The sequence below is a fragment of the Bradyrhizobium sp. WSM4872 genome, from assembly GCF_055811715.1.
This window is the reverse complement of record NZ_JBVVPT010000016.1, coordinates 65262-90333: the sequence shown is the minus strand read 5'-3', so window position 1 is coordinate 90333 and position 25072 is coordinate 65262. Positions and strand designations below refer to the sequence as shown.

General features: G+C 64.0%; 18 protein-coding genes. 11 read left to right on the top strand and 7 right to left on the bottom strand.

Annotated elements, in window-relative coordinates:
- Positions 1–7: 7 nt before the first annotated feature.
- The 4 genes from tilS to AC0L3C_RS21510 all read left to right on the top strand — a co-directional run bounded on the left by tilS (position 8) and on the right by AC0L3C_RS21510 (position 5579).
- Complete coding sequence (gene tilS, locus AC0L3C_RS21525) at positions 8–1123, top strand: tRNA lysidine(34) synthetase TilS (protein WP_473265419.1); 1116 nt, start codon at positions 8–10, stop codon at positions 1121–1123.
- Between the two features lie 214 nt (positions 1124–1337).
- The gene (gene ftsH, locus AC0L3C_RS21520; protein WP_007596301.1) at positions 1338–3260 is read left to right on the top strand and encodes an ATP-dependent zinc metalloprotease FtsH; all 1923 of its coding nucleotides are present in this window, start codon (positions 1338–1340) and stop codon (positions 3258–3260) included.
- Positions 3261–3551: 291 nt separating this feature from the next.
- Positions 3552–4763 carry an ABC transporter substrate-binding protein gene (locus AC0L3C_RS21515; RefSeq protein WP_473408915.1) on the top strand — a complete coding sequence of 404 codons (1212 nt, stop codon included), beginning with the start codon at positions 3552–3554 and terminating at the stop codon, positions 4761–4763.
- 279 nt (positions 4764–5042) lie between these two features.
- Positions 5043–5579, top strand: a complete 537-nt coding sequence (locus tag AC0L3C_RS21510) for a GrpB family protein (protein ID WP_473408914.1) — start codon at positions 5043–5045, stop codon at positions 5577–5579.
- A gap of 152 nt (positions 5580–5731) precedes the next feature.
- Here AC0L3C_RS21510 and AC0L3C_RS21505 read toward each other — a convergent pair whose 3' ends face one another.
- Positions 5732–7213, bottom strand: coding sequence for a hypothetical protein (locus AC0L3C_RS21505; RefSeq protein ID WP_473265414.1), 1482 nt, complete (start codon positions 7211–7213; stop codon positions 5732–5734).
- A gap of 299 nt (positions 7214–7512) precedes the next feature.
- Here AC0L3C_RS21505 and AC0L3C_RS21500 point away from each other — a divergent pair, with 299 nt between their 5' ends.
- Entirely contained in the window at positions 7513–7677 is a 165-nt protein-coding gene (locus AC0L3C_RS21500; protein ID WP_106941974.1) for a Flp family type IVb pilin, read from the top strand.
- Positions 7678–7853: 176 nt separating this feature from the next.
- Here the strand turns inward: AC0L3C_RS21500 and AC0L3C_RS21495 are convergent, their stop codons facing one another.
- A complete protein-coding gene (locus tag AC0L3C_RS21495) occupies positions 7854–9338 on the bottom strand; it encodes a hypothetical protein (protein ID WP_473408913.1) in 1485 nt (494 codons plus the stop codon).
- Between the two features lie 296 nt (positions 9339–9634).
- On the opposite strand from AC0L3C_RS21495, the gene AC0L3C_RS21490 reads away from it, so the two are divergent.
- Entirely contained in the window at positions 9635–10315 is a 681-nt protein-coding gene (locus AC0L3C_RS21490; protein WP_007614253.1) for a TetR family transcriptional regulator, read from the top strand.
- Between the two features lie 150 nt (positions 10316–10465).
- Here the strand turns inward: AC0L3C_RS21490 and pyk are convergent, their stop codons facing one another.
- Positions 10466–11902 (bottom strand): pyruvate kinase, encoded by a 1437-nt coding sequence (gene pyk, locus AC0L3C_RS21485; RefSeq protein WP_473408912.1) that lies wholly within the window; start codon positions 11900–11902, stop codon positions 10466–10468.
- Positions 11899–12492, bottom strand: coding sequence for a DUF1036 domain-containing protein (locus AC0L3C_RS21480; RefSeq protein WP_473281077.1), 594 nt, complete (start codon positions 12490–12492; stop codon positions 11899–11901). Before AC0L3C_RS21480 ends, pyk begins: the two co-directional genes overlap by 4 nt.
- A 177-nt stretch (positions 12493–12669) precedes the next feature.
- Between AC0L3C_RS21480 and AC0L3C_RS21475 the strand changes: the two genes are divergently transcribed.
- Both AC0L3C_RS21475 and AC0L3C_RS21470 read left to right on the top strand, forming a co-directional pair.
- Positions 12670–12972 carry a DUF1244 domain-containing protein gene (locus AC0L3C_RS21475; RefSeq protein WP_473408911.1) on the top strand — a complete coding sequence of 101 codons (303 nt, stop codon included), beginning with the start codon at positions 12670–12672 and terminating at the stop codon, positions 12970–12972.
- Positions 12973–13181: 209 nt separating this feature from the next.
- On the top strand, positions 13182–13454 hold the full coding sequence (locus AC0L3C_RS21470) for a DUF2312 domain-containing protein (RefSeq protein ID WP_007596286.1): 273 nt from the start codon (positions 13182–13184) through the stop codon (positions 13452–13454).
- A gap of 170 nt (positions 13455–13624) precedes the next feature.
- Here AC0L3C_RS21470 and AC0L3C_RS21465 read toward each other — a convergent pair whose 3' ends face one another.
- The 3 genes from AC0L3C_RS21465 to AC0L3C_RS21455 form a co-directional block, all read right to left on the bottom strand.
- A complete protein-coding gene (locus tag AC0L3C_RS21465; protein ID WP_473408910.1) occupies positions 13625–15247 on the bottom strand; it encodes a peptidoglycan L,D-endopeptidase MepK in 1623 nt (540 codons plus the stop codon).
- Between the two features lie 285 nt (positions 15248–15532).
- Positions 15533–17704: a L,D-transpeptidase family protein gene (locus AC0L3C_RS21460; RefSeq protein WP_473408909.1), complete on the bottom strand. Its 2172-nt coding sequence runs from the start codon at positions 17702–17704 to the stop codon at positions 15533–15535.
- Positions 17705–18051: 347 nt separating this feature from the next.
- A complete protein-coding gene (locus AC0L3C_RS21455; RefSeq protein ID WP_473408908.1) occupies positions 18052–19545 on the bottom strand; it encodes a sigma-54-dependent transcriptional regulator in 1494 nt (497 codons plus the stop codon).
- Between the two features lie 127 nt (positions 19546–19672).
- Here AC0L3C_RS21455 and AC0L3C_RS21450 point away from each other — a divergent pair, with 127 nt between their 5' ends.
- From AC0L3C_RS21450 to AC0L3C_RS21440, 3 genes are all read left to right on the top strand, one after another.
- Complete coding sequence (locus AC0L3C_RS21450; RefSeq protein ID WP_473408907.1) at positions 19673–21610, top strand: M3 family oligoendopeptidase; 1938 nt, start codon at positions 19673–19675, stop codon at positions 21608–21610.
- Between the two features lie 211 nt (positions 21611–21821).
- Positions 21822–24713 carry a cell division protein gene (locus tag AC0L3C_RS21445; protein WP_473264880.1) on the top strand — a complete coding sequence of 964 codons (2892 nt, stop codon included), beginning with the start codon at positions 21822–21824 and terminating at the stop codon, positions 24711–24713.
- 185 nt (positions 24714–24898) lie between these two features.
- Entirely contained in the window at positions 24899–25051 is a 153-nt protein-coding gene (locus AC0L3C_RS21440; RefSeq protein WP_473408906.1) for an aa3-type cytochrome c oxidase subunit IV, read from the top strand.
- Positions 25052–25072: the final 21 nt, after the last annotated feature.

Sequence of the window (25072 nt, the reverse complement as noted above, 5' to 3'; positions counted from 1 at the left end):
CAGCGTCATGTCAGAGGACAATTCACCGATCTCGGCGCGTGAGGCCAGGCGCCTCTTCGCAGGCCTGAAAGGCGCGCGGGGACTGTTGCTCGCGGTCTCCGGCGGGCCAGACTCGGTCGCGCTGATGTGGCTTGCGGCGCGCTGGCATCGCGGCCTCGCGCGCGGGCCACGTCTCACCGTCGTCACCATCGACCACGGCTTGCGGCCGGAGGCGGCGCGCGAGGCGCGCGAGGTCAAGCGTCTCGCGACCGGGCTTGGCTTGCCGCATCGGACCGTGCGCTGGCGCGGGGCAAAGCCGAAAACGGGACTGCCGGCCGCCGCGCGCGAAGCCCGCTACCGCCTGCTTGTGCAGGCCGCGCGCGTCGCCGGCGCGAGCCACGTGCTGACCGCTCACACCCGCGACGACCAGGCCGAGACCTTGTTGATGCGGCTTGTCCGCGGCAGCGGATTAGCCGGGCTGTCGGCGATGGCCCGTCTCACCGAGCGCGACGGCGTCGTCCTTGCGCGTCCACTGCTCGACGTTCCGAAGTCGCAACTGATCGCGACCTTGAAGCGGGCGAAGATCGGCTTTGCCGACGATCCCACCAACCACGACGCTGCCTTCACCCGGCCGCGGCTACGTGCGCTGCTGCCGCAGCTCGCGGCCGAGGGCGGTGATGCCCGCAGCCTGGCTCGGCTCGCGGCAAGGCTGGCGCGCGCCAATGCGGCCGTCGAGGTGCTGACCGATGGGGCCGAGCGCTTCCTCCGTTTGCGGGATCGCGGCGATGCGCCGCAGGCCGGTGGTCGAAGCTTCGAGGCCCCCGTGTTTGCCGCCCTGCCGGAGGAGGTCCGGCTGCGGATCCTGCTGCGGGCCATCAACGCGTTCGGGCATGAGGGACCGGCGGAACTCGGCAAGGCCGAATCCCTTCTGGCCGTGCTCGATCAGGCCATTGCCGCAAGCCCCCGCGCACCCGCAAATGGCCGGCCGGCTCTGAAGCAAACGCTTGCGGGAGCCTTGATCAGCCTTGCCGGGGGACGTATCCGCATCGCGCCGGCGCCGGCCCGGCGCAAGGATGGATCAAGGGTGGATAAGGGCGGATCATGGCACCGGCCGTTTCGAGACCGCGCCGTGAGGACACCTTAACCAGGCAGGAAAAACCCGGATCCGGGCGCCATTATTTCAGCGGGAATCGGACTAAGATGGGCTAAATAGTCCCATCTCGTTCCCTTGGCAGCGACCGGAGCGACACCTAGATTGTACGGGTCTAACCGAGAGGATTCCTTGGGGATTTCCTCGCGCTGCCCAAATAACTGCCCAAGGCTCAGGCCGCGATCCGCGCGACCACGAAGGAAGATCGATGAACGCCAATCTGCGCAATTTCGCCCTCTGGGTCATCATTGTCCTGCTGCTGTTGGCGTTGTTCACGCTCTTCCAGAATCCGGGTCAGCGCGCCTCCTCGCAGGACATCGCCTTCTCCCAGCTCCTGAGCGAGGTTGACCGCGGCAATGTGCGCGACGTCGTGATCCAGGGGCCGGACATTCACGGCACCTTCACCAACGGCTCGAGCTTCCAGACCTATGCGCCGAGCGATCCGACGCTCGTGAAGCGCCTCTATGACAGCAAGGTGCAGATCACGGCGAAGCCGCCCGGCGACAACGTGCCGTGGTTCGTTTCGCTGCTGGTCTCCTGGCTGCCCTTCATCGCGCTGATCGGCGTGTGGATCTTCCTGTCACGGCAGATGCAGGGCGGCGCCGGCAAGGCGATGGGCTTCGGCAAGTCGCGCGCAAAAATGCTGACTGAAGCGCATGGCCGCGTTACCTTCGAGGACGTCGCGGGCGTCGACGAAGCCAAGCAGGATCTGCAGGAGATCGTCGAATTCCTCCGCGACCCCGGCAAATTCCAGCGTCTCGGCGGCCGCATTCCGCGCGGCGTGCTGCTGGTCGGCCCTCCCGGCACCGGCAAGACCCTGATCGCGCGTGCGGTCGCGGGCGAAGCCAACGTGCCGTTCTTCACCATTTCGGGTTCGGACTTCGTCGAGATGTTCGTCGGCGTTGGCGCTTCCCGCGTCCGCGACATGTTCGAGCAGGCCAAGAAGAACGCGCCCTGCATCATCTTCATCGACGAAATCGACGCCGTCGGTCGTCACCGTGGCGCCGGCCTCGGCGGCGGCAATGACGAGCGCGAGCAGACGCTGAATCAGCTGCTGGTCGAGATGGACGGCTTCGAGGCCAACGAGGGCGTGATCCTGATCGCCGCGACCAACCGTCCCGACGTGCTCGATCCCGCGCTGCTGCGTCCCGGCCGCTTCGACCGTCAGGTCGTGGTGCCCAACCCGGACGTCGTCGGCCGCGAGCAGATCCTCAAGGTCCACGTCCGCAAGGTGCCGCTGGCGCCGGATATCAACCTCAAGACCATCGCGCGCGGCACCCCGGGTTTCTCCGGCGCCGACCTGATGAATCTCGTCAACGAAGCCGCGCTCACCGCAGCCCGCCGCAACAAGCGGATGGTGACCCAGGCCGAGTTCGAGGAAGCCAAGGACAAGGTGATGATGGGCGCCGAGCGCAAGTCGCTCGTCATGACCGAGGAAGAGAAGCTGCTGACGGCCTATCACGAGGGCGGCCACGCCATCGTCGGCCTCAACGTCGTCGCGACCGACCCGATCCACAAGGCGACCATCATTCCGCGCGGCCGTGCGCTGGGTATGGTCATGCAGCTGCCCGAGCGCGACAAGCTGTCGATGTCGCTGGAGCAGATGACCTCGCGCCTCGCCATCATGATGGGCGGCCGCGTCGCCGAAGAGCTCATCTTCGGCCGCGAGAAGGTGACTTCGGGTGCGTCGTCCGACATCGAGCAGGCGACGCGTCTGGCGCGCATGATGGTGACGCGCTGGGGCCTGTCCGAGGCGCTCGGCACCGTGTCCTACGGCGAGAACCAGGACGAGGTTTTCCTCGGCATGTCGGTGTCGCGCACCCAGAACGCATCGGAAGCCACCGTTCAGAAGATCGATACCGAGATCCGGCGCTTCGTCGAAGAAGGCTACAACGAAGCGACGCGTATTCTCACCGAGAAGCGCGCCGATCTCGAAGCTCTCGCCAAGGGCCTGCTCGAATTCGAGACGCTCTCCGGCGACGAGATCATCGACCTGCTCAAGGGCAAGAAGCCGAACCGCGAATCCGTGCTCGAGCCGACCACGCCGCGCGCCTCGGCCGTGCCGCCGGCCGGCAAGTCGCGCCCGCGGCCCGATCCGGATCCCGGCCTGGAGCCGCAGCCCCAGGCGTAACCGCGAACGGCAGATTGAACTGAAAAACGCGGCGGAAACGCCGCGTTTTTTTGTTGGACGGTGCTTTTCGAACGTGGGCAACTGAGCATCTCGCGACGAACAGCTAGGTGCGCAAAGCCGCCCTTGCGCAGTGCCGACCATCTATGGGGCGCCGCCGTTGATGGCACCCAACCTTTGCTCGCTCTCCGATCCCCGCCACTCATGGCGATTGGAGTCTGCGGTGATGTCGTGGCATGCTCTCCTCAATGAAGGTGCGGCTCGACCGCGCAGGCAAAGGGGAGGGGCAAGCCGATGCGCTTTGCGAGGGCATTGGGCGCGCTTGGCGCCGTATCGTTCGTGACATTCTCGTTCCTGTCCGCTCCATCCGCCGCTGAAATGCGCGGCGTCACCGCGACCGAGATCAAGATCGGCCAGACCATGCCCTATAGCGGGCCGGTGTCGGCTTTCGGGGCGCTCGGCAAGGGCGAGGTCGGCTATTTCAAGATGCTGAACGAGAAGGGCGGCATCAACGGCCGCAAGGTCAATCTGATCTCGCTCGACGACAGCTATGCGCCGCCGAAATCGGTCGAGCAGACCCGCAGGCTGGTGGAGAGCGACGAAGTCGGGCTGATCTTCTCCTCGATCGGTACCGCCCACAACACGGCGATCGCGAAATACCTCCAGTCCAAGAACGTGCCGCAGCTCTTCATCGGCTCCGGCGCCTCGAAATTCGCCGACGTCGCGCAATATCCGCAGGCGACGATGGGCGTGCAGGCGCCGTTCCGCTATGAAGCGCGGCTCTATGCGCGTTACGCACTGGCGAAGAATCCGAACGCGAAGTTCGCCGTGATCTCGCAGAACGACGATTACGGCCGAGACTATCTCGCCGGGCTGAAGGACGTGCTCGGCGAGAAATATGATAGCGTCGTCACGGGCGCGACCTACGAGATCCAGGACCCGACAATCGATTCCCAAATCGTGAAACTCAAGGCCTCGGGCGCCGATGTATTCGTGATCGCGGCGACCCCGAAATTCGCGGCGCAAGCGATCCGCAAATCCTTCGAGATCGGCTGGCGTCCCATGACGTTCCTGTCCAACGTTGCGGTGTGGGTTTCGACGGTGATGGAGCCGGCGGGACTGGAAGCCGGCACCGGCATCCTCTCCACCGCTTACGTGAAAGACCCCGACGATCCCGCCTGGAAGGACGATGCCGGCGTCAGGGGCTGGCGCGAATTCATGACCAGATATTTGCCGGAGGCCGACCAGCACGACACCAATTACGTCAACGCCTACAACAGCGCCATGGCGCTGGAGGCGGTGCTGAAAGCCTGCGGCAATGATCTGTCGACCGAGAACATCCTCAGGCAGGCGTTTGCGATCCGCGATCTCGAATTGCCGATGCTGCTGCCCGGCATCAAGGTCAACACCGGCACCACCGACCATGTCCCGGTCGACCAGATGCAGTTCATGCGCTTCAATGGCAAGAGTTGGGAGCGCTTCGGCGAACTGCAAACGGGCAATTGATGATTGATGAGGGATCGGCTTTTTGGTCGATCCAATGCGAGTCCGGAACTCGGATCATCTCTCCCTACTCATAAATCCGATCGGGCCGCGAATGCATGCCATGTCTGCTAAGCCCGCGGGAGCGGAGTAGATCAACTCGCTTGGCATCTCGGCTATGCCGCCAGAAGCCGACCTGCATATCAGGAGAGGCCGCGCATTGCGGTGACCCGGATCACATACAGAGCCGAGTGGTCTGCTTCAAGAAGGGCACGAGTAAGTGGCTTCCATCGAGGGGACAGCATGGAGAGGTACGGAGGGGGCGCCATCGAGATCCGTGATTATGATCCCCACTGGCCAGTTCTTTTCGACCAAGAGTGCAGTCGTTTGCGATTGGTGGTCGGTCCGGCGCTCAAGATCGAACACATGGGCAGTACGTCTGTGCCCGGCCTCTCGGCCAAACCGATTATCGACATTTTGGTCGGCGTCCCGAACTTGTTGCGGGCGAAGTCCGCGTTTGCGAGGCCATTCGCGCAACTCGGATATAGCTATATCCCCGAGTACGAAGCATGGTTACCCGGTGAACTGTTTTTTCGGAAGGGGATGCCCGGACCTTGGACACACCATCTTCACGTCATGGAGCAATGCAATCCACGCTGGAGAGACTTCCTGCTGTTTCGCGACTACTTGCGCTTACACCCGGAAATCGCAGCCGCGTACGGAAGCCTAAAGAAATCGCTCGCGGCTGAATTTGGCGAGAACATCGAGGGCTTTCGCAAAGCAAAGCATAGGTTTGTAAGGGAGATAACCGACATGGCGCTATCAGCATTTGGGAAATAGTGATTTGCGCTGTTGCCACCACAGACCGGATATGCCGCGGCGGAGATGCCCGCTTCGGCTCAAGCGGCGAAGTGGCACGAGCGCCTGTTCAAGTCTGCTTCAGGCTTTGAAGCGGACGTCCCATTCACGGTACACGCCCGGGACCTATCTTCTCACTTCGGCGGCGTCGCAGCCGCATCGTCCCGCACGTGGATCACTGCGATATCGTCCGTATAGATCCGCTTCCAGCCCTTGAGCATGTCCAGGATCTGCGGTCCGGGCGCGTCGGCGGCCAATAGCGTTGCATCGATCTTGTATTCGTCGAGCAGGCGCGGAAGCAGCTCGGGCTTCTTGCCCTCGGTCGCCTTGAAGAAGTCCATGACGAATTTCTCTCCGTAGAGCTCGGCGCGGCCGTCGACGTAAACAGGGACGTCGCGCGAGATCAGATAGCCGCCGAACTGATAGGCGTTGAAGACGCGCTGGACCTTGCGTTGTTCGAGCAAGTCGACTGCCGCGACCGGAGTCTGCGTTATGGTGAAGGTGAAGTGGTGATGCTGCATGTAAAGCGATGTCGAGGTCCAGCCCGCGGCGACGATCATCAGCGCGCCAAGCGCGGTGACATAGCGGGCCGGCCAGCCGTCGGCGCCGGTTAAGTCCGGCTGCGGGCGCGAGGCCAGCTGGCCGAGCGGCTTCGCCAGCACCAGCGGCACCAGGAACGCGAACGCCTCGATGCTCCTGACGTGGGTCAGCGCGCTCCAGGTCAGGAACAGGATCAGGAAGATCCTGGGCGCCGAGAGCACGAGGCCGCGATAATAGCCGAACGCGATCAGACCGAGCAGGGCGCCTTCGAACGAGGAGAAGGTGGCAAAGTTCGCCGGCATCCATTCGAAGATCAGCGAGAGCAATTCGCCCAGGCTCAAGATGTTGGTGGCGCCCAGCAGCGTTCTCCAGCCGTACGGCGTACAGCAGCTCGCGACCAGTGCACCGATGCCGAACAGCACCCAGCGCAGGAATAGCTGAAGCCGCCGCCCCTTCTCGGCGTGCTCGACGGCCTCGAGCGAGATCGGACCGATCAGCGCCAGACCGAGCACGAAGCCGCCATGCAAGTTCGCCCACAGCGCCATCAGCGGCAGCCAGTACCAGGACGGCACGCTCCTGCGGTCGGCGGCCGCAATCAACAGGCCGACCCACGCCACCATGACAGGCAGCGCCAGGATGTGCGGACGCGCCAGGACGTGATGCAGCGACAGCAGCAGGGCCAGCATCGCAAACAGCACTGCGCGCGGTGCCTCGATCTGCGCGTCGAGCAGATAGACGAAGATCGCGGCCGTGAGCGCGGCTCCCATTGCGGTGAGGATGACGGGACCTGCCCAGCCCCATTGCGCATGAGAGAAAGCGTACAACACCTGCGACAGCCACGACGTTGAAATCCACGGCGCGCCCGTCCGCGTGAAGGAATAGATGTCCGTGTACGGCATGGCGCCGTGATCGAGAATCCATTGTCCGATCTTGATCTGCCAGAACGAGTCGGAGTCCTGAAGCAGCGTGTCGCCGACATAAAGGAAGAACAGATAGGTGCCGGCTCCGACGCATAGCGGCACCAGGGCTCGCGCACGCCCCTGCACCCTGATGCTGCTGGCAAAGGAAAGGGACATGCCGCCTCGTCGTCCTCTTGTTTCTGTCGGGGGGCCGAGCGGTCGCCATTGGACCACGGCGGTCATAATTCCCGGTAAACCGGCGATGCCGGGCCGGCTTGATGTCTCGACAATTTAACGGATCGTTTTAGATTTCGGTTTACCATCGGAGAATACACGCAAACCGCTCTGTGTTTCCGCAGTCGAGTTAACTGCGGCGCAATTCTTTGCCACTACGTTCAGTTTCATGGTCGAGCGGCGCTGGGAAGCCCAAACAGACCAGATCAGTTGTAGCCTCGTGTACTCATTTGGAGCTCTTTATGAAGAACCTCGTTGCGCGTTTCGCGAAAGATGAATCCGGCGCCACCGCCATTGAATACGGCCTGATCGCCGCCGGCATCGCGCTGGCGATCATCACTGTCGTCAATAACCTGGGCACCACGTTGAACGCCAAGTTCACCTCTATCTCGACCAGCCTCAAGTAAGACTGAACGGACCAAGAGTAGAAAGAGCCTTGTCCCGGACAAGGCTCTTTTCTTTTGTGCCAAGCCTTTTGTGCCAAGTCTTGTTCTAGCCAAGTCTTGTTCTAGCCAAGTCTTGTTCTTCGCAGAAGCCGTCCGTCCATGCGAGGGCCGCGAGAGTCTAACGTCTGATCCGTGGCTCATGGTGATGATGGTAGCTTCGCCGGTGCGTTGTCGCGGACGTGGATGACGGCAAGATCATCCGAGTAGAGCCGCTTCCAGCCCGGCACATGGTCCATGATCCTTGCGGCGGGAGTCGATCCGTTCAGCAGTGTGGCGTCGATCTGGTAGGTATCGAGCAGACGCAGCAGAGTCTCCGCGTTCTTGCCTTCGATGGCGTCGAAATAGTCAAGCACGAACTGCTCTCCGTACAGCTCGGCACGGCCATCGATGAAGGTCTTGATGTTGCGGGAGATCAGATAACTCCCGATAGGAGCGGTGCTGAAGATGCGTTGCGCGTGCCGCTGCTCGAGGAGGTCGACTGCAGCCCGAGGGGTCGAATTGCGGATAAAGGCATACCGCGTCGGCGTGGCATAGGACCGCGTGATACTCCAGCTGGTCGCAACGATCGCGAGCGCCGCGATTGCGGTCACTGCAAAGGAGGATCGTGCTTCAGTCCGTGCGAGCACTCTGGCTGCGCCCAATTGTTCGGCCAACGGCTTCGCCAGCACGAGCGGCGTCAACAGCGCAAAGACCTCGATGTTTCTGACGTGGTTGAGTGCCGCCCAGACCAGGCCGAGCAGCACAAGAAGGCGGGTCCACAGCAGCACCAATCCTTTATAGTAGCCGAGGGCGATCAATCCGAGCAGGCTGGCTCCAAACAAGTCGAACGAGCTGAAATCGGCGGGCATCCACTCCGAGATCTGCGAGAGCACCTTGCCGAGGCTGAGGATTTTCGCCGATGCGAGCGGCGTATTCCAGCCATAGGGCGTGCAGCAGCTTGCGGCAAGCGCAGCAAGCCCGAACAAGGCCCAGCGCGACGCCAGTGCAAAGCGGCCCTTGCGATCGGTGGACGCGATCGCATCGAGGCCGATGGGCCCAATCAGCGCCAGCCCCATGACGAAGCCGCCGTGAAGATTGGCCCATAGCACCATCAAGGGAAGCAACAACCACGACGGCGCGGTGCGCCGATCGGCGGCCGCCAGCAGCCCGCCGACAAAGGCCAGCATGACAGGCAGTGCCAGCATGTGCGGGCGGGCGAGAAAGTGGCCCATCGACATGAAGAGCAGCGGGGTGACGAGCAGAAAGGCGCGCACAGGCTCCAGATAGGGCTCAAGCAGGTAGACGAAAATCGCCGCGGTCGCTCCGATCGCGAGCGACGTCAGGACAACTGCCCCCGACCAGTTCGACGGCTCGTAAGCCAGCGCGAACAGGACTTGCGACAGCCAGGAGCTCGAGATCCAGGGCTCGCCGGCTCGCGTGAAGGAATAGATGTCGGTGTAGGGCAGCGCGTGGTGTTCGAGAATCCACTGCCCGATCTTGATCTGCCACAACGTATCGGTATCCCGCAGCATGATGTCGCCGATGCCCAGGAAGAACAGGTAGACGCCCGCGGCAATGCAGAACGGCAAAAGCCAGCGCGCGACACCGCGGACGGGCACGCTGCTTGTCATGGAAACCGACATCGGACTCTCGGGGCTGAAACGACAGCACGCAGCAGCGCGCAAGCATCAGCAACCTGAGCATGATCGCTTTTAAGTTGAGGTAAACCGGACCGTCATGCCGCGGCCGCGCCGGGCAAGAATGCGTTTACCTGCTCTGCTTCCGTGTCGAGGTTTGCGTCGCGCACATATGCTCATTTGCGTCTTGTCATCCGGCCTGAATAGTTGTTCAGTTCTTGAGGGCGATTTGGGCGAAGATAGTGAAGGAGCATGCGGTCGAGCTTTGTGCCGGACCGGATGCTGGGGACAGGAAGCGCGCCATGGTTTATCGGCGGACGCATCAAGTGGTGAAGCGCCTTGCGGCCCGGCGCAGTGCGATACTGGCAGCGGCGCGGGAGGCGGCGGCGGAAGGCGGGATGGCGGCGGTGCAGATTGCGCCAGTCGCGGTTCGCGCCAGCGTCGCTGCGGGTACGGTCTACCGCTACTTCCCCTCCAAGGCCGATTTGATCTCCGAATTGATCGCCGAAGTCTCCCGTGACGAGCTCACGGCGATCCGGCGAGCCGCCGATGCCGCGCCGGGACCGTCCTCGGCGCTGGCGGCGGCGGTGACCACCGTGGCGGTGCATACCCTGTCACAGCGCAGGCTCGCCTGGGGTATCCTGGCCGAGCCGGTCGATGTCGATGTCAGCGCTTCACGCCTTGCCAGCCGGCGCGAGATTGCGGGCGAGATGGCCTCGCGGATCGACGCCGCCGTGCGCGCCGGCCACCTGCCGGCGCAGGACACCGCGCTCGCCGCCACGGCCCTGCTCGGCGCGCTGCACGAGGCCCTGGTCGGACCACTCGCGCCGGATAATCTCGACGACCCCGCCAGGATGCGCGATGCCGTTCAGACCGTGACGCTGCTGGCGCTTCGTGCAGTCGGCGTCATGGACGCCCGCGCCAGGGGCCTGGTCGTGCAGCAGACGTTGCTGCCGGCGGCGAAAGCGCTGGTTGGGGCCTAAAACGTCCGCCTGATCGACGGCCGACCTGATCGCGCCCAGGCCATTGCCAGAGCTCGCCTTTTCGAAAAACCTCAGCACATGCGCCGGACCCGCCGGCTACTGTGCATGGGGTTGTTTTCGACATCTTTTGTTTGCCGCGTGCTGGCGGGCCTAGATATTCGCTTCGCCCTCGGGGCCGACCGAGGCGATGCGCACCATGTTGGTGGTGCCGGGAATACCGAGCGGCACGCCGGCGACGATGATCACGCGCTGGCCGGCCCGGACGAAGCCGTCGCGGAACGCGATCTGGCCGGCGCGGCTCACCATGTCGTCCTGGTCGCGTGCATCTTCCGCCACCACGCAATGCACGCCCCAGACGACCGACAGCCGGCGTCCCGCCGCGACGTTCGGCGTGATCGCCACGATCGGCGGCTTCGGCCGCTCGCGCGCCACGCGCACGGCGGTCGATCCCGAACTGGTCCAGCAGATCAGGGCCGGCAGGTCGAGCGTCTCGGCGATCTGCCGCGCGGCGTCAGCGATGGCATCGCCGGCAGTGGCTTCCGGGGCGGGGCGCTGTGCGGTGATGACGGAGCGATAGATCGGGTCGCGCTCGACCTCCTCGCCGATGCGGTTCATGGTCGAGACGGCCTCGACCGGGAATTTGCCGGCCGCCGATTCCGCCGACAGCATGATGGCGTCGGCGCCTTCGTAGACTGCTGTGGCGACGTCGGAGACTTCGGCGCGGGTCGGCACCGGCGACTGGATCATCGATTCCAGCATCTGGGTCGCGATCACCACCGGCTTGCCGGCGCGCCGCGCCATGCGCGTCATCTGCTTCTGCAGGCTCGGTACGCGTTCCAGCGGCAGCTCGACGCCGAGGTCGCCGCGCGCCACCATCAGGGCGTCGGAGGCGTCGATGATGTCCACGAGGCGATCGATCGCCTGCGGCTTCTCGATCTTGGCCATCACCGCCGCACGGCCGCGGATCATCTTCTTGGCCTCGAGCACGTCGTCGGCGCGCTGCACGAAGGACAGCGCGATCCAGTCGACGCCGGTGACCAGCGCCGCCTCGAGGTCGGCGCGGTCCTTCGGCGTCATCGCCGAGACCGGCAGGTCGGTGTCGGGCAGGCTGACGCCCTTGCGGTCGGACATCCGGCCGCCGACCACGACGCGCGTCACCGCGTGATCTTTCGAGGTCTCCTCGGCGATCAGCCGCACCTTGCCGTCGTCGAGCAGCAGCGAATGGCCCGGACGAAGCGCGGCCAGGATCTCCGGATGCGGGAGTTGGACGCGGGTGGTGTCGCCCGGCGCCTTGTCGGAATCGAGCGTGAATGTCTGGCCATTCTGGAGCTGGACCGCGCCTTCGGCGAAGGCACCGAGCCGGAGCTTTGGGCCCTGGAGGTCGACCAGAATGCCGATCGGCCTGCCATAGCTGCTCTCGACGTTGCGGATCGTCGCCACCAACTCCCGCATCTTGTCGTGTGGGGTGTGGCTCATGTTGATGCGGAACAGGTCGGCGCCGGCCTCGAACAGGCGGCGGATCATCGCGAGGTCCGAAGAAGCGGGTCCGAGGGTCGCGAGGATCTTGATACGGCGAAGGCGCCTCATGGCTTACTTCCAGACGGGGGCGAGGGAGCTGGCGGGAGGCCAGGCGGGGCGGGGGGCGTACCACCGGGCGGGCCATTGGGCAAACCCGGAACCCCCGGGCCAACCGGGCCGGGGAGGCCGGGTACGCGCTGCTGCTTTGACGGCTGCTCGTTGGCATCGGTGAGCTGCACCGTCCAGGCCCGCTGCTCGCCGGTATCGACCTCGAAATAGCCGGTCCGGTCATAGCCGCGCGCGAGGCAATCCTCGGTGCCGCGGATGGTGAACTCCTTGTCGCGCGAGCACATGAAAGCCTGGCCCGACCATTCGCCGCCGCGGTCATAGTCGATGGCGTAGATGTAATAGAAGCGGGCCACCAACGTTCCCCGCAGCAGCGTCTCGCAGGAGCGCGACGAGATGTTCCACCAGCCTTCGGTGGTCCAGCCCTCGGCATCCTTGTAGCCCAGCGCGATGCCGACGCGGCTCGACGTGTTGTTGCAAAGCCGGAAATCGGCGGAGGCCGGGCTGGCCCAGAGGCACAGCAGGCCAACCACCAGCACCGGGACCAACCGGGCGAGCAGGCGAAGGCGGGAGCGGGGAGATTCGGCGATCATTGTCGCGGAAGCTATATCAGATCATTGACGATTTGGCGTAGGGCCCGGGAACTGCCCGAAGCCGGCTTCGCGCCCCTTTGCGCCGCGATATGGCAAAATCTGTGACAGGCCCCACCTGATCTCGTAAGGGTGACCCATCCAGATCACAGCCAATTCGCAAAGCCGAGGGATCCAGCCATGGCAATCGACGACAAAACCAGAACGGAACTCGAGGCTGCCGCTTTCCGGCGCCTGGTCGATCATTTGAAGACGCGGACAGACGTCCAGAACATCGACCTGATGAATCTCGCAGGCTTCTGCCGCAACTGCCTGTCCAACTGGCTCAAGGACGCCGCCGACGCCCAAGGCGTCGCCTTGAGCAAGGATGAGAGCCGGGAAGCCGTCTATGGCATGCCGTACGAGGCCTGGAAGGCGAAATACCAGCGCGCGGCCACGCCTGAGCAGCTCGATGCCATGAAGAAGGTTCATCCCGGGCACTGAACGGCCTCGCCGGCAGCCCGATATGCGGTGCCTTTGAGTCGCATCACACAACAGCTTTCTTCGACACGCCGCAGGAAGGTGTGGGCGCGCTGTGGACGAGCGCGATGCTGCCTTGAACGCGAGAGGTCCGAACCCTAAGGGTCTAACCAGCACGCGCGGTGAGGATGCCGGCGTCACCTCGTTTTGCCAGTTTTATTGGGAGTACCAAGATGGCCACCTCCGCCGCCGTCCGCGACGACGAGCCTGCGACGAAATTTGCCAAGGACCAGCTCAAGTCCATCATCGAGCGCATCGAGCGGCTGGAGGAAGAGAAGAAGGCGATCTCCGACGACATCCGCGACGTGTTCGCCGAGGCCAAGGGCAACGGCTACGACGTCAAGGCACTGCGCACCATCGTGCGCATGCGCAAGCAGGACCCGAACGAGCGCGCCGAGGCCGAGACGATTCTCGAGACCTACATGCAAGCGCTGGGGATGATCTGAGCCCCGGTGTCGTCCTGGCGAAGGCCAGGACCCATTATCCCAGGGAGCAGTTTGGCGAAAATTCGTCGCTTGGTATCCGTACCGCGTGAGCCAGATGGATCACGCGGTACGGGTCCTGGCCTTTGCCAGGACGACGACAGAGATTTTGGTAAGGGCGCGGCTTATCAGCCTCAGCGCAGCGCGGCGGTCCGCATGACGAAGGACGTCGTCTCGAGCTTGGCGGTGGCGGTGCCCGAGAAACTGTCGCAGGACAGGCCCTGCATCGGATCGTCGGCAAAACCCATGGCGATCACGGACTGCGGCTTGACGAAGTAGGCGCGCATTGCGGCCGTGTCGAGCTCGCCCATCAGCGTGACCGACATCGCGCGGCTGGCGCTCGGCGACAGCATCACGATCTTGAGCCAGATGCTTTCGCCCTTGGCTGCGGAGAGCCGGGTCGCGGTTGCGACCATGCCGTCGACGCGCTTGCCGACCACCGTGTTGATCTCGGTCGCGGGCGCAACGTTGCGCGACGCGGCGGCGGGACGGGCGGAGCGCGGGATCGGCGCGGAGGCGGCGACGACATTGGCGCGGTCGACGGGGGAGGCGGACGCCGGCGCGTAGGCCAGGGCCTGATAGGCGGCGCTGGATACACTCGCGGTCGGCTGCGGATCGGTGGCGGCGGCAAGCGCCTGCCGTGCCTTCAGCGCAGCCACTTGAGCTGGCGTCGCCTGCTGCGGCGTAGCCGGGGCGTCCCAGAAGCCGCGGGCATTGATGATGTCGGCAGGGGTCTCAGGCTTTGCATCAGCAGATTTGCCGGCGGCCGGCTTGTCAGCCACGGGCGCTGGCTTCGACTTGGGCAGCGCGACCATCTGCGCATCGGCCGAGGCGAGCTGAATCGTCGCCGCGACTGACGGCTTGGCGCGCGGCGTCGGCACCGGATCGGCCGGCTTGGTCGCGGCGGCGACCGCGGTCGGCGCGACAGGCTTCGCGGCCGGAGCGGGCGCGCCCTCGTCATCCTCGTCGTTGCTCGTGGCGGCCGGAGCCGGCTTGCCCTTGAACAGGCTGGCAAAGAAATTCGACCTGCTGCCGGAATCCTCGCCGCTGCCGCGCCGCTCGATCTCGGCCTTGGCGAGCTCATAGCCCTTCAGCGGCGTGCCATCGGTCGGGACATGGACGGTGCGTCCATCCGGGAAGACCCGGGCGAGCTGGTCATGCGTCATGCGCGGCCAGTGCCGGATGCTGCCGGTGTCCAGATGTACGAACGGCGAGCCGGAGGTCGGGTAGAAGCCGACACCGCCGCGCTGGAGGCGCAGGCCGGCGAAGCGGATCTGCTCCAGCGGCACGTTCGGGATGTAGAAGTCCATCGCATGCCCCAGCATGTGCTGGCTGAAGCGCGCCACGCCGGAGGAGCGGCGGCGGAGCATGGCGTTGGTGGCGGGCGAGCGGTAGGATGAGATGATCTGGATCGGCTGCTTGGCATCGACGTCGCGATAGACTTCCCAGAGGATATCGAAGAGGTGACGGTCCATGACCGTCTCGTCCTGGGTGCGCCAGTCGCGCAGGAAATGGTTGAGCTGCTTCAGTGCCGCTTCGTCGTAGCGCCCGTCGCGCTTGAAGGTGACGGTGAGGTCTTCGCCGGAATGGGTGTGGTGGAAGGAGAGCGTCTTGGTCTCGTTGAGCGCGGCGGCGTTGTGAACCGAACCCGCGGCAGCAAGCAGCAATACGGCAGCGAGGCCGATCCGGGATCCGGCCTTCACTCCCGCATGGGACAACGACAGCACAGCGAATTGGCGTGCGATTCCAGTCAGCACGTTAGAGCCCACCCAGTCGACCAGCGTTCAAAATGGACTCTCCCGCTAACCCCGTTAGCGCGCGAAAGAGGATGAACGCTTTGTTAAAGCGAGAAGGTTAATTCGAGGTTGACCTTCTCGCCCCCCAAACCAAGTCAGACTACAATCCTAACCGGGTGAGTGTGGCAAAAAAACGCCCGCTGCCCGACGTCAGGTGGAGAATGGTTAACGTTAAGCGACCCCAACCAGAGGATGAGGTCGCTGATTTTATTGCAGAATTTCAAGAAGTGACGCGCTGAGCAGGACTCAGCGGGTGAACACCCGCTGGGGCTTGCGGCCGACTGGGGCCGGCGGCTGGGCAGGGGCCCCACCGCCGAACAGCCGCTCGAAGAAATTCGGGCCGGACGAGCCGCCATTGTTTGCTGCCAACACTCCGTTCGGCAGCGTCGTTGCCGGGCGTGAATAGCTCGGCTGGGAGTGCGCGACGACGTTCTCGAGATCCTTGCCGCGACCGTTCTTCAGGATGTTGATCATGGTCGCGTCGCGGCCATAGACGTCCTTGCGGAATTGCAGCTTGCCGCCATCGTCCACGAATGCGGTCTGATAGGTGATGTTGACCGGGATCGGGGTCGGGAATTTCAGGTCGATCTCGCTCTTACCGTACATGCTGCGCACGCGCTCCGGCGTGTACTTCTCGTTCGGCATCGCGATGTTGAGCAGAACCGAGGCGTACTGATCCGGGTTCTGCACGCGCATGCAGCCGTGGCTGAAGGCGCGTTCGTCCCGGGCGAACAGGTTCTTGTCCGGCGTGTCGTGCTGATAGACCAGGAACTTGTTCGGGAAGTTGAAGCGGATGCGGCCGAGCGCATTGGCTTCACCGGGCGGCTGCGAGATGTGCACGGAGCCGTCGCGGTTCTGCTCGAGCTTGAGACCCATGCGCTGGAGCACGGTCGGGTCCTGCTGAAGCGCCGGCAGATATTCGTTGTAGACGATCGACGGCGGCACGTTCCAGGTCGGATTGACCGTGATGTACTTCATCGTCTCGGTGAGCAGCGGGGTCGCATGCGTGCCGGGCTTGCCGGTGACGACGCGGGTGGTCCAGACCTGCTGGCCGCGCTGCATCACCTTGAGCGTGTAGTCGGGAATGTTGAGGATGACGTAGGCATCGCCCAGCGAGGGCACGCCCAGGTCGCGCGGCAGCCAGCGCCAGCGCTCCATGTTCACCAGCACCACGTCGATCTGCTTGTCGCGCTTCGGAGTGTTGATCGCCTTGACGGTCTTGTCGTCGAGGATGCCAGTCGCCTTGAGCTCGGCACTGTTCTGGAACTTGCGCACGGCTTCGGCGACCGCCGCGTCATAGCGGGTGTCGTTGGCGTTCTCGGCGATGCCGAGCTTGGCGCGCAGCTGCGGCACGCGCGGATCTTCAACGACGATTTCAGCCTGCTTCTTGCGGGCCGGGGTGTATTTCAGCGCCGGACCATCGGCGATCTCGATCACCGGGCCGTTACCCTGGCCGCGGAGCTCCGCGAGCTTCGCCTTCAGCTCCTTGTAGAGCTTTTGCGGCGGATTGTAGCTGTCGAGCGCCGCGGAGGCGTCGGCTGCGGTCGTGACCTTGGCGAGCACCTCGTTCGGATCGACCGGATGCTCGGGATAGAGGATGTCGCCGCTGACCTGCGACCAGTGCATGCGGCCGCTCTGGGCTTGGCGCGCATAGTCGAACATGCTGGCGGTGAGCTTGAGCTCGGCATCGGCAAGCGTGTCGGGTGTCGTGGCGGCCGCGAAGTCCGGCAGCGGGTAGTCGGCGGGATTGAGACCGTCGGACGCAGCATCCTTCAGTCGTGCGATCACGCCCTTGGCCGCCGCGGTCAGGCTGCCGCCCTGGGTCCAGACCGGCGCGAAGTCGCGTGCACCGTAAAACTTCTCGATCGCCGCGCGTTCGTTCTTGCGGTCGAAATAGCGCGCAGTCTTGGCGCCAATGATGTCCTTGAGCTTGTCAGCGACCGGCTGGTCGGCCGCGGGAATGTTGCTCGCGGCCTTCACCGGCTCCGAAGCCGCAGCGGTGGCGGGCGCGGCCGGCGTTGTCGCCGTGTCGGCCTTGGCAGGTTCGGTCCTGGCAGGTTCGGTCTTCGCCGTCTCGCTCTTCGGCGCCTCGGTCGCCGGCGTGGTGGCGACGACGGAAGGCTTGGTCTCGACCTTGTCCGGCGCGGGAGCGGCTTCGGCCTTCACGGGTTCCTTGACCGGCTCCTTTGCCGAGTCCTGAACCGTGGCGGTGGTGTCGAGCTTGATGTCGGATGCGGTCGGGGGCGGGACGTTTGCGGGTTCGGGGCGCGGGATCGCGGCTTCGATCGCGAGCTCGGCAGCGCTGCTGCGCGCCTGATCCTGCGCAAGGGCCGAGCTGGCCGATACCGTGAGGAAGGTCGCCGCGACCGTCATCAAGACGCGGTCAAAGCCTGCACGGTGGTTCAAACAGTCACGCATTGTGTCGCACCCCTCGGGTGAACTGTCCCCCGTGGAACAGCTTCGTTATCGCCTATTGAGCTTCGGCTAAACCGCGCCGGCCTCTCGAAAGTTGCACGCCTGCACGCAACGAATCCTACGCAGACGATATACAGGCCCCGATTTCGCAGCCAGCGCTACCCGGGACAACTCACGACAAACTGACTTCAAGCAAGCCTCTTGGCAACGGATTGTGCGCTTCTGACACGCGCTTTTCCCTGTGTCTGTCACTTCCAAGTCACGGTTCAAATCGCAGTCGAATTCCGTCGTCGTACGAACGGCTTACAGTCGTATCGCTCCGCCCGGACGAACCTCCGTTCGCGTCAGGCTCAGTGCGTCTCCTCACCGCTTTTGCCGCCATGGCCGGGAACCCCTGCCTCATCGAGTTTGCGGTAGAGGGTGGACCGGCCGATTTTGAGGCGACGGGCGACCTCCGACATCTGCCCGCGGTAATGCGAGATCGCGAAGCGGATGATCTCGTTCTCGATCTCCTCCAGCGGCCGGACTTCGCCGGTCGCGGTCAGCATTGAGAGGGCGCCCGCCAAGGGCAGTGGCGCGATCGGTATTTCATTACCTGATATGACGGAGGGGGCCGCGATCGGCTCCAGCATCAGCGGAGCCGTCGGAATGTCTGTTCCGGGATGCGGCTGCGAGGCGATCAGGGGGAAGTCGTCAAGGCCAAGCTGGTCGCCGTCGCTCATCACCACGGCGCGGTAGACCGCGTTTTCGAGCTGGCGGATGTTGCCGGGCCAATCGAGCTGGGCGAGGTGCGCAACGGCCTCGCCGCTGATGCCGGTGATGGGGCGGTTCTCCTCGGCGGCAAAGCGCGCCAGGAAATGCCTGAGCAGATGCGGAATGTCCTCGCGCCGCGCGCGCAGCGATGGGATCGTCAGCGGCAGCACGTGCAGGCGGTAGAACAAATCTTCCCGGAAGTGGCCCTGCTTGACCCGCTCAAGCAGCCTGCGGTTGGTCGCCGAGATGATGCGGACGTCGACCTTCACGGGTTTGCGGCCGCCGACCGCCTCGACCGCGCCTTCCTGGAGCGCGCGAAGCAGCTTGACCTGCGCGGCCAGCGGCAGCTCGCTGACCTCGTCCAGGAACAGCGTGCCGCCATGGGCTTCGACGAACTTGCCGGTGTGGCGTTCGGCGGCGCCGGTGAAGGCACCCTTCTCGTGACCGAACAGGATGGACTCGACCAGGTTGTCGGGGATCGCGCCGCAATTGACCGCGACGAACGGTTTTGCCTTGCGCTCGCCGCTGCCATGAATGGCGCGCGCGAACATCTCCTTGCCGACGCCGGACTCGCCCTCGATCAGCACCGGGATCGATGAGTTGGTGGCTTTCTGCGCCGCGTGCATCACGCCCGCCATCGCCTCGGCGCGGGTGATGATGTCGGAGAAGGTCAGCCGGCCCTCGCGGCTGTGACGGATGCGCTGCAATTCGCCCTTGAGCGCGGACGAATTGAGCGCGTTGCGAAGGGAGACCTGGAGCCGCTCCAGGCCGACCGGCTTGACCACGAAATCGGCCGCGCCCGCGCGCATCGCCGAGATCACATTGTCGATGCCGCCATGGGCCGTCTGCACGATCACGGGGATGCTGAGACCCGCTTCGCGGATTTTCGCCAGCACGCCCATGCCGTCGAGGCCGGGCATCACGAGATCGAGGATGACGCCGTCGATGGCCGCGTCAGGGGCGGTGAGGGCGGCAATCGCCGCGTCGCCGGAGTCCACCACGATCGTCTCATAGCCGCATTTCTGCACCATGTTTTCGACCAGCCGGCGGGCTACAGCGTCGTCGTCGGCGATCAAAATACTGGCAGCCATGGTGTTCCCCGCACGCTACTACTATCTGTCTCGAATCGGGGCACTCTGGCCGAAGCCGATTAACGCACTGTTAAATCCTGATGCCCCCGCCCGCCGTCGCGCTTGTTGAACACAGGTTTCCCACACAATGAATTCGCGCTCCAAGTCTGCAGTTAAGAAGTCCGCCGCTAGCAAGCCCGCTCTCCGCAAGCCGAACACCAAGACATCCGCAGCCAAGGCAAAACCCTCCAAGCGTTCACCCGCCAAGCCTTCACCCGCCAAGCCTTCACCCGCCAAGCCTGCGAGCAAGAGCGGCAAGCTTCCGGAGTGGAACCTCGCCGACCTCTATTCCGGGATCGATGCGCCGGAAGTGGCGCGCGATCTCGAAAAGATGGATGCCGATTGCGTCGCGTTCGAGACGGACTACAAGGGCAAGCTCGCAACAGGAACAGCAAAGGAAGATGGCGGAAAATGGCTCGCCGAAGCCGTGCGACGCTATGAGGCGATCGACGACCTCGCCGGCCGGCTCGGCTCGTACGCCGGCCTCGTTCATGCCGGCGACAGCGTGGACTCTGCGATTTCAAAGTTTTACGGCGACGTTTCCGAGCGCCTGACGGCGGCATCGACGCATCTGCTGTTCTTCGCGCTCGAGCTCAATCGCGTCGATGACGATATTTTGAACCGCGCGATGCAGGCCACCGAGCTCGCGCACTACCGTCCCTGGATCGAGGATCTGCGCAAGGAGAAGCCGTACCAGCTCGACGACAAGCTCGAGCAGCTCTTCCTGGAGAAGGCGCAGACCGGCTATTCAGCCTTCAACCGACTGTTCGACCAAACCATCTCGGGCCTGCGTTTCAAGGTCGGGTCCAAGGAGCTCGCGATCGAGCCGACGCTCAATCTGTTGCAGGACCGCGACGGCGCCAAGCGCAAGGCCGCGGCAGAGGCGCTCGCAAAGACCTTCAAGGCGAATGAGCGCACCTTTGCGCTGATCACCAACACTCTGGCCAAGGACAAGGACATCTCCGACAGCTGGCGCGGCTTCAAGGACGTGGCGGATTCCCGGCATCTCAACAACCGCGTCGAGCGCGAGGTGGTGGATGCGCTGGTCGCCTCGGTGCGCGCGGCCTATCCAAAATTGTCGCATCGCTACTACGCGCTGAAGGCCCGCTGGTTCGGCAGGAAGCGTCTGGCCTATTGGGACCGCAACGCGCCGCTGCCTTTTGCGGCGACCGACGTGATCGGCTGGCCCGACGCGCGAAACATGGTGCTCACCGCCTATCGCGGCTTCTCGCCAAAGATGGCTGACATCGCCGAGCGCTTCTTTACCGACCGCTGGATCGATGCGCCGGTGCGCCCGGGCAAGGCGCCGGGTGCCTTCTCGCATCCGACCACGCCGTCCGCGCACCCCTACGTGCTGATGAACTACCAGGGCAAGCCGCGCGACGTGATGACGCTCGCCCATGAGCTCGGCCACGGCGTGCACCAGGTGCTGGCGGCCAGGAACGGCGCGTTGATGGCGCCGACGCCGCTGACGCTGGCGGAGACCGCGAGCGTGTTTGGCGAGATGCTGACCTTCCGGCGGCTGCTGGCGCAGACCAAAAGCGCAAAGCAGCGCCAGGCGCTGCTCGCCGGCAAGGTCGAGGACATGATCAACACCGTGGTGCGGCAGATCGCGTTCTATTCCTTCGAGCGCGCGGTCCACACCGAACGCAAGAACGGAGAGCTCACCGCGACGCGGCTCGGGGAGATCTGGCTCTCGGTGCAGGGCGAGAGCCTCGGGCCGGCAATCGAAATCAAAGCGGGCTACGAGAACTACTGGATGTACATCCCGCACTTCATCCATTCTCCGTTCTACGTCTACGCCTATGCGTTCGGCGATTGTCTGGTGAACTCGCTCTACGCCGTCTACGAGAACGCGGCCGAAGGCTTTGCCGAGCGCTATCTCGACATGCTCGCCGCCGGCGGCACCAAGCATTATTCCGAGCTGCTGCGGCCGTTCGGGCTCGATGCCAAGGATCCAAAGTTCTGGGACGGAGGCCTGAGCGTCATCGCCGGCATGATCGACGAGCTGGAAGCGATGGGCTGAGCCGCGCCGTCTTCGGCGCTGCAGCGAGCAGGTCGGGTCGGCCGTCCGAGTGTCCCGTTGTTCCGGCGACGGGCGAGGCCGGTTGTATAGTTCCCGCCCTGCACATTGAACGTTTGTGCCTAAAGCCAGACTAATTCTTGCGGGCGGTTTCGGCCTGTAATGCAATCTGTGATTGTTGATCGTCGTGGTGTGCTTTGCCAGGGAGGCGAACATGGCCAGGATCAGTGCCCCAGACCCCAAGGTGGAGCCGCCACGGGCTGTGGAGGAACAGCAGCTGTGGGGGACGCAGCACCGCAAGATCGTCAAGCGCGAGCTCGCAGCCATCAACAACCGCCGCCGCGCCCAAGGCATAGATCCCGTCGCATACCCTGGCGACGAAAAGGCGATCGACACGGTCGGCCTTGCGTTGTCGGGCGGCGGAATCCGATCCTCCGCAATCTGCCTCGGCGTCTTGCAGGCTTTCAATCACCACGGGCTGATCAAGCACATCGACTATCTGTCGACCGTATCGGGCGGCGGTTACACCGGCTGTTCGTTCACGGCGACCATGACGCGGGCGCAGAATTTCGTGTTCGGAAGCACGCCGACACCTGGCGCCGAGAGCGCCAATGAGATCAGTGACACGCCTGCGGTGGGCCATATCCGGAACTACTCGAACTACCTCGTTCCGGCCGGCGCGCGAGATCTGATCACCGGCGTCGCAATCGTCGTGCGTGGACTCGTTGCCAATCTGAGCCTTACGCTGCCGGTCGTACTGCTCGTTGCCGTGATCACGATCCTGTCCAACGCCGCACGCTCGTCACTCTATACGACCAATTTCTTCGGGCTGAGCGTCGACGACACCAGCAATCTTGGTCCCCTCTCCAGCCTGGGATTGATGCCTGCCTTCTTTCTTGGCGGCCTTGTTGCCGCCTTGCTGCTTTTGTTGGTCGGGCGCCTTTTCAAATTCGGGCGGCGCGAGCTTTTTCGCTACCTGGCCGGTCTTGCGTTTGCGCTGGGACTCATCTGCGCGATCGCCAGCTGCCTGAACGTCGATCACTTTGGGCTTTCGCTTGCAGCGCTCCTGCTCGGCCTCGTGCTTTTCTTCGGCTGGGCGGTGCTGCGCTCGATTTCGTCGACCAAGGGAGGTGAATTCCGCGGCTATCCGTCGACTGTCGGCGCGACCTATCTCGTTCTGCTTGCCGCCATCTGCTTCTTCGAATTTCAGCCCTTCATGATCGCCCAGATGTTCGACCTCGCCGACGCCAACACGGCTCAGTCCGGCGGCATCATTGGGGGTGTTGCAATCAAATGGCTCCAATCGCTTGCGGCCATTACTGCGCCGGTTGCGGCGGCCGTCACGCTGTTCCGGCAGCAATTCGCCGACCTGCTGAAGGGCGCCGGCGCCTCGGACCTTGGCCCACGCCTGCTCGCCCATGCGGCGAAAGCAGCCGTGCTTGTCGCGGGACTGGCGCTGCCCTTACTGATCTGGGTCGGATATCTCTATCTTTGCTATTGGGGTATCGCGAACGACAAGACGCTCGACGCCGCCTACCGCCAATACCCCATGATCGAGGAGTGGGGAGCGGCTGGCGTGCAACCCGTGCCGCCCGCGGCCGGTGTCGACGTCAAGGGAAATGTCCAGTTCGACTCGGCGACGCGTAAGCTCTCGGCAGAGATCACCAATAGCGAAGCAAAGGTCGTCGCCTCCAAGCCGGTGGGGCCGATCTCGCACATCCCCCCATGGCTGTTTTCCGTTGCGTCATTGCAATCCCCGGGCACATTCACTTGGTCGAAGTACCAGTTCGGCAACAGTGTCAGCTGGCGGATGGTGCTGCTCTACTTCTTCTCGGGCTCGGCCCTATTCAGCCTGTCGTGGATCCTCGGGCCGAATGCCAATTCGCTGCACCGGCTCTATCGTGATCGCCTCAGCAAGGCCTTCTTGTTCAATCCGCTCTACTACGCCGACGGGGAGCCGTCGCGGAACATGCCGAGCCTGGACCAGGGGAGGGATTTCCTTCCGCTCGACGAGGAGAAGCTGAGCGGTCTGCTGCATCAGTTGGACTACGGCGTCGATCCAGCGGGAGCGATGACGGTCACGACATCGAAAAAAAGCAGCCTGGCCTCGCCATATCCCATCATCAACGCCGCCCTGAACATCCAAGGATCCGACTTCGCCAATCGGCGGGGACGGAACGCTGATTTCTTCATATTCTCGCCGCTGCACGTCGGCAGCGAGGCCACCGGCTATGCGAATACACCGGCGTTCGAGAAGGTCGCGCTGGGCCTCGATCTTGCGACCGCGATGGCGATCTCCGGGGCCGCCGCTTCGTCGAACATGGGCTCGGGGTCGATCCGCTCGCTGACCCCGACCCTGGCGCTCCTCAACGTGCGCCTCGGGTACTGGTTGAAGAACCCGCGCTGGGTCTCGACAAAGGACAGGCCGCAGCACCACTCGACCCCTTTGTTTCTATGGTCTGAGATCTCGGGCCGGCTCTACGAGAATGCCGATGCGGTCTACCTGACGGACGGCGGACACATCGAGAATCTCGGTGTCTACGAGTTGTTGCGACGACGCTGCAAGGTGATCATCGCGGTTGACGCCGAAGCCGATGCGCCGATGAATTTCTCGTCTCTGGTGACGCTGCAGCGTTATGCGCGCATCGATCTCGGGATCATCATCGACCTGCCGTGGACCCCGATCCGCAACACGACGCGCGAGTGGATGAAGTGCAACGCAGCCAAATCCCCGGGCGCGGCCCGGCACGCCGCGGGCGGACCGCACATGGCGGTCGGCACCATCGACTACGGCTCGGGGGAAAAGGGGTACCTCGTGTACATCAAATCGTCCCTGACCGGAGACGAGAACGACTACATCCGCGACTATGCACGCCGCAACGACACCTTCCCGCACGAAACCACCGGTGACCAGTTCTTCTCGGAGGAGCAGTTCGAGGTCTACCGCGCGCTGGGTTTCCACATGACCCACGGCTTTCTCACTGAGGATGCGGGGGCAGATGCGATCGTCGTCAACGTTCCGGGAGAACGCTGCGCAAAGCGAAACTTCTGCGATAGCAAGGTGGAGCCGATCGGCGCAGTCCGCCGGGCGCTCGGCCTGCGCTGAGAGGCCTTCGGCTCGTGGCACCGGAGATCGCCTGCAACGGGCGGACCTCCGGTCTGAGCGGGATTCCGCCAATCGGAATTCCAAATGACCCGATTTGCCGGGAAACCGCGCCTGCCTGCCGTTGCCCTGCCCGAAAGTTTGCGGTATCCCAGCCATGAAATTCGACTTTCGACTGGGGACAATTCATGGCTGACCATAACGAAGTGGCGTACAGCACCGCCGACGGCAACGACTACGTTGCCCACGAGCAGACCTACGAGGGCTTCATCAAGCTGGTGAAGTACGGCACGGTCTCGGTCGCGCTTATCGTGATCCTGATGGCGATCTTCCTGACCTGATCCATCTCCTGCAGCACCGCC

What these genes read in the sequence shown, in the direction of transcription:
- tilS (WP_473265419.1), top strand. Translation starts at nt 8, where the DNA reads ATGTCAGAGGACAATTCACCGATCTCGGCGCGTGAGGCCAGGCGCCTC.
- ftsH (WP_007596301.1), top strand. Translation starts at nt 1,338, where the DNA reads ATGAACGCCAATCTGCGCAATTTCGCCCTCTGGGTCATCATTGTCCTG.
- AC0L3C_RS21515 (WP_473408915.1), top strand. Translation starts at nt 3,552, where the DNA reads ATGCGCTTTGCGAGGGCATTGGGCGCGCTTGGCGCCGTATCGTTCGTG.
- AC0L3C_RS21510 (WP_473408914.1), top strand. Translation starts at nt 5,043, where the DNA reads ATGGAGAGGTACGGAGGGGGCGCCATCGAGATCCGTGATTATGATCCC.
- AC0L3C_RS21505 (WP_473265414.1), bottom strand. Translation starts at nt 7,213, where the DNA reads ATGTCCCTTTCCTTTGCCAGCAGCATCAGGGTGCAGGGGCGTGCGCGA.
- AC0L3C_RS21500 (WP_106941974.1), top strand. Translation starts at nt 7,513, where the DNA reads ATGAAGAACCTCGTTGCGCGTTTCGCGAAAGATGAATCCGGCGCCACC.
- AC0L3C_RS21495 (WP_473408913.1), bottom strand. Translation starts at nt 9,338, where the DNA reads ATGTCGGTTTCCATGACAAGCAGCGTGCCCGTCCGCGGTGTCGCGCGC.
- AC0L3C_RS21490 (WP_007614253.1), top strand. Translation starts at nt 9,635, where the DNA reads ATGGTTTATCGGCGGACGCATCAAGTGGTGAAGCGCCTTGCGGCCCGG.
- pyk (WP_473408912.1), bottom strand. Translation starts at nt 11,902, where the DNA reads ATGAGGCGCCTTCGCCGTATCAAGATCCTCGCGACCCTCGGACCCGCT.
- AC0L3C_RS21480 (WP_473281077.1), bottom strand. Translation starts at nt 12,492, where the DNA reads ATGATCGCCGAATCTCCCCGCTCCCGCCTTCGCCTGCTCGCCCGGTTG.
- AC0L3C_RS21475 (WP_473408911.1), top strand. Translation starts at nt 12,670, where the DNA reads ATGGCAATCGACGACAAAACCAGAACGGAACTCGAGGCTGCCGCTTTC.
- AC0L3C_RS21470 (WP_007596286.1), top strand. Translation starts at nt 13,182, where the DNA reads ATGGCCACCTCCGCCGCCGTCCGCGACGACGAGCCTGCGACGAAATTT.
- AC0L3C_RS21460 (WP_473408909.1), bottom strand. Translation starts at nt 17,704, where the DNA reads ATGCGTGACTGTTTGAACCACCGTGCAGGCTTTGACCGCGTCTTGATG.
- AC0L3C_RS21455 (WP_473408908.1), bottom strand. Translation starts at nt 19,545, where the DNA reads ATGGCTGCCAGTATTTTGATCGCCGACGACGACGCTGTAGCCCGCCGG.
- AC0L3C_RS21450 (WP_473408907.1), top strand. Translation starts at nt 19,673, where the DNA reads ATGAATTCGCGCTCCAAGTCTGCAGTTAAGAAGTCCGCCGCTAGCAAG.
- AC0L3C_RS21445 (WP_473264880.1), top strand. Translation starts at nt 21,822, where the DNA reads ATGGCCAGGATCAGTGCCCCAGACCCCAAGGTGGAGCCGCCACGGGCT.
- AC0L3C_RS21440 (WP_473408906.1), top strand. Translation starts at nt 24,899, where the DNA reads ATGGCTGACCATAACGAAGTGGCGTACAGCACCGCCGACGGCAACGAC.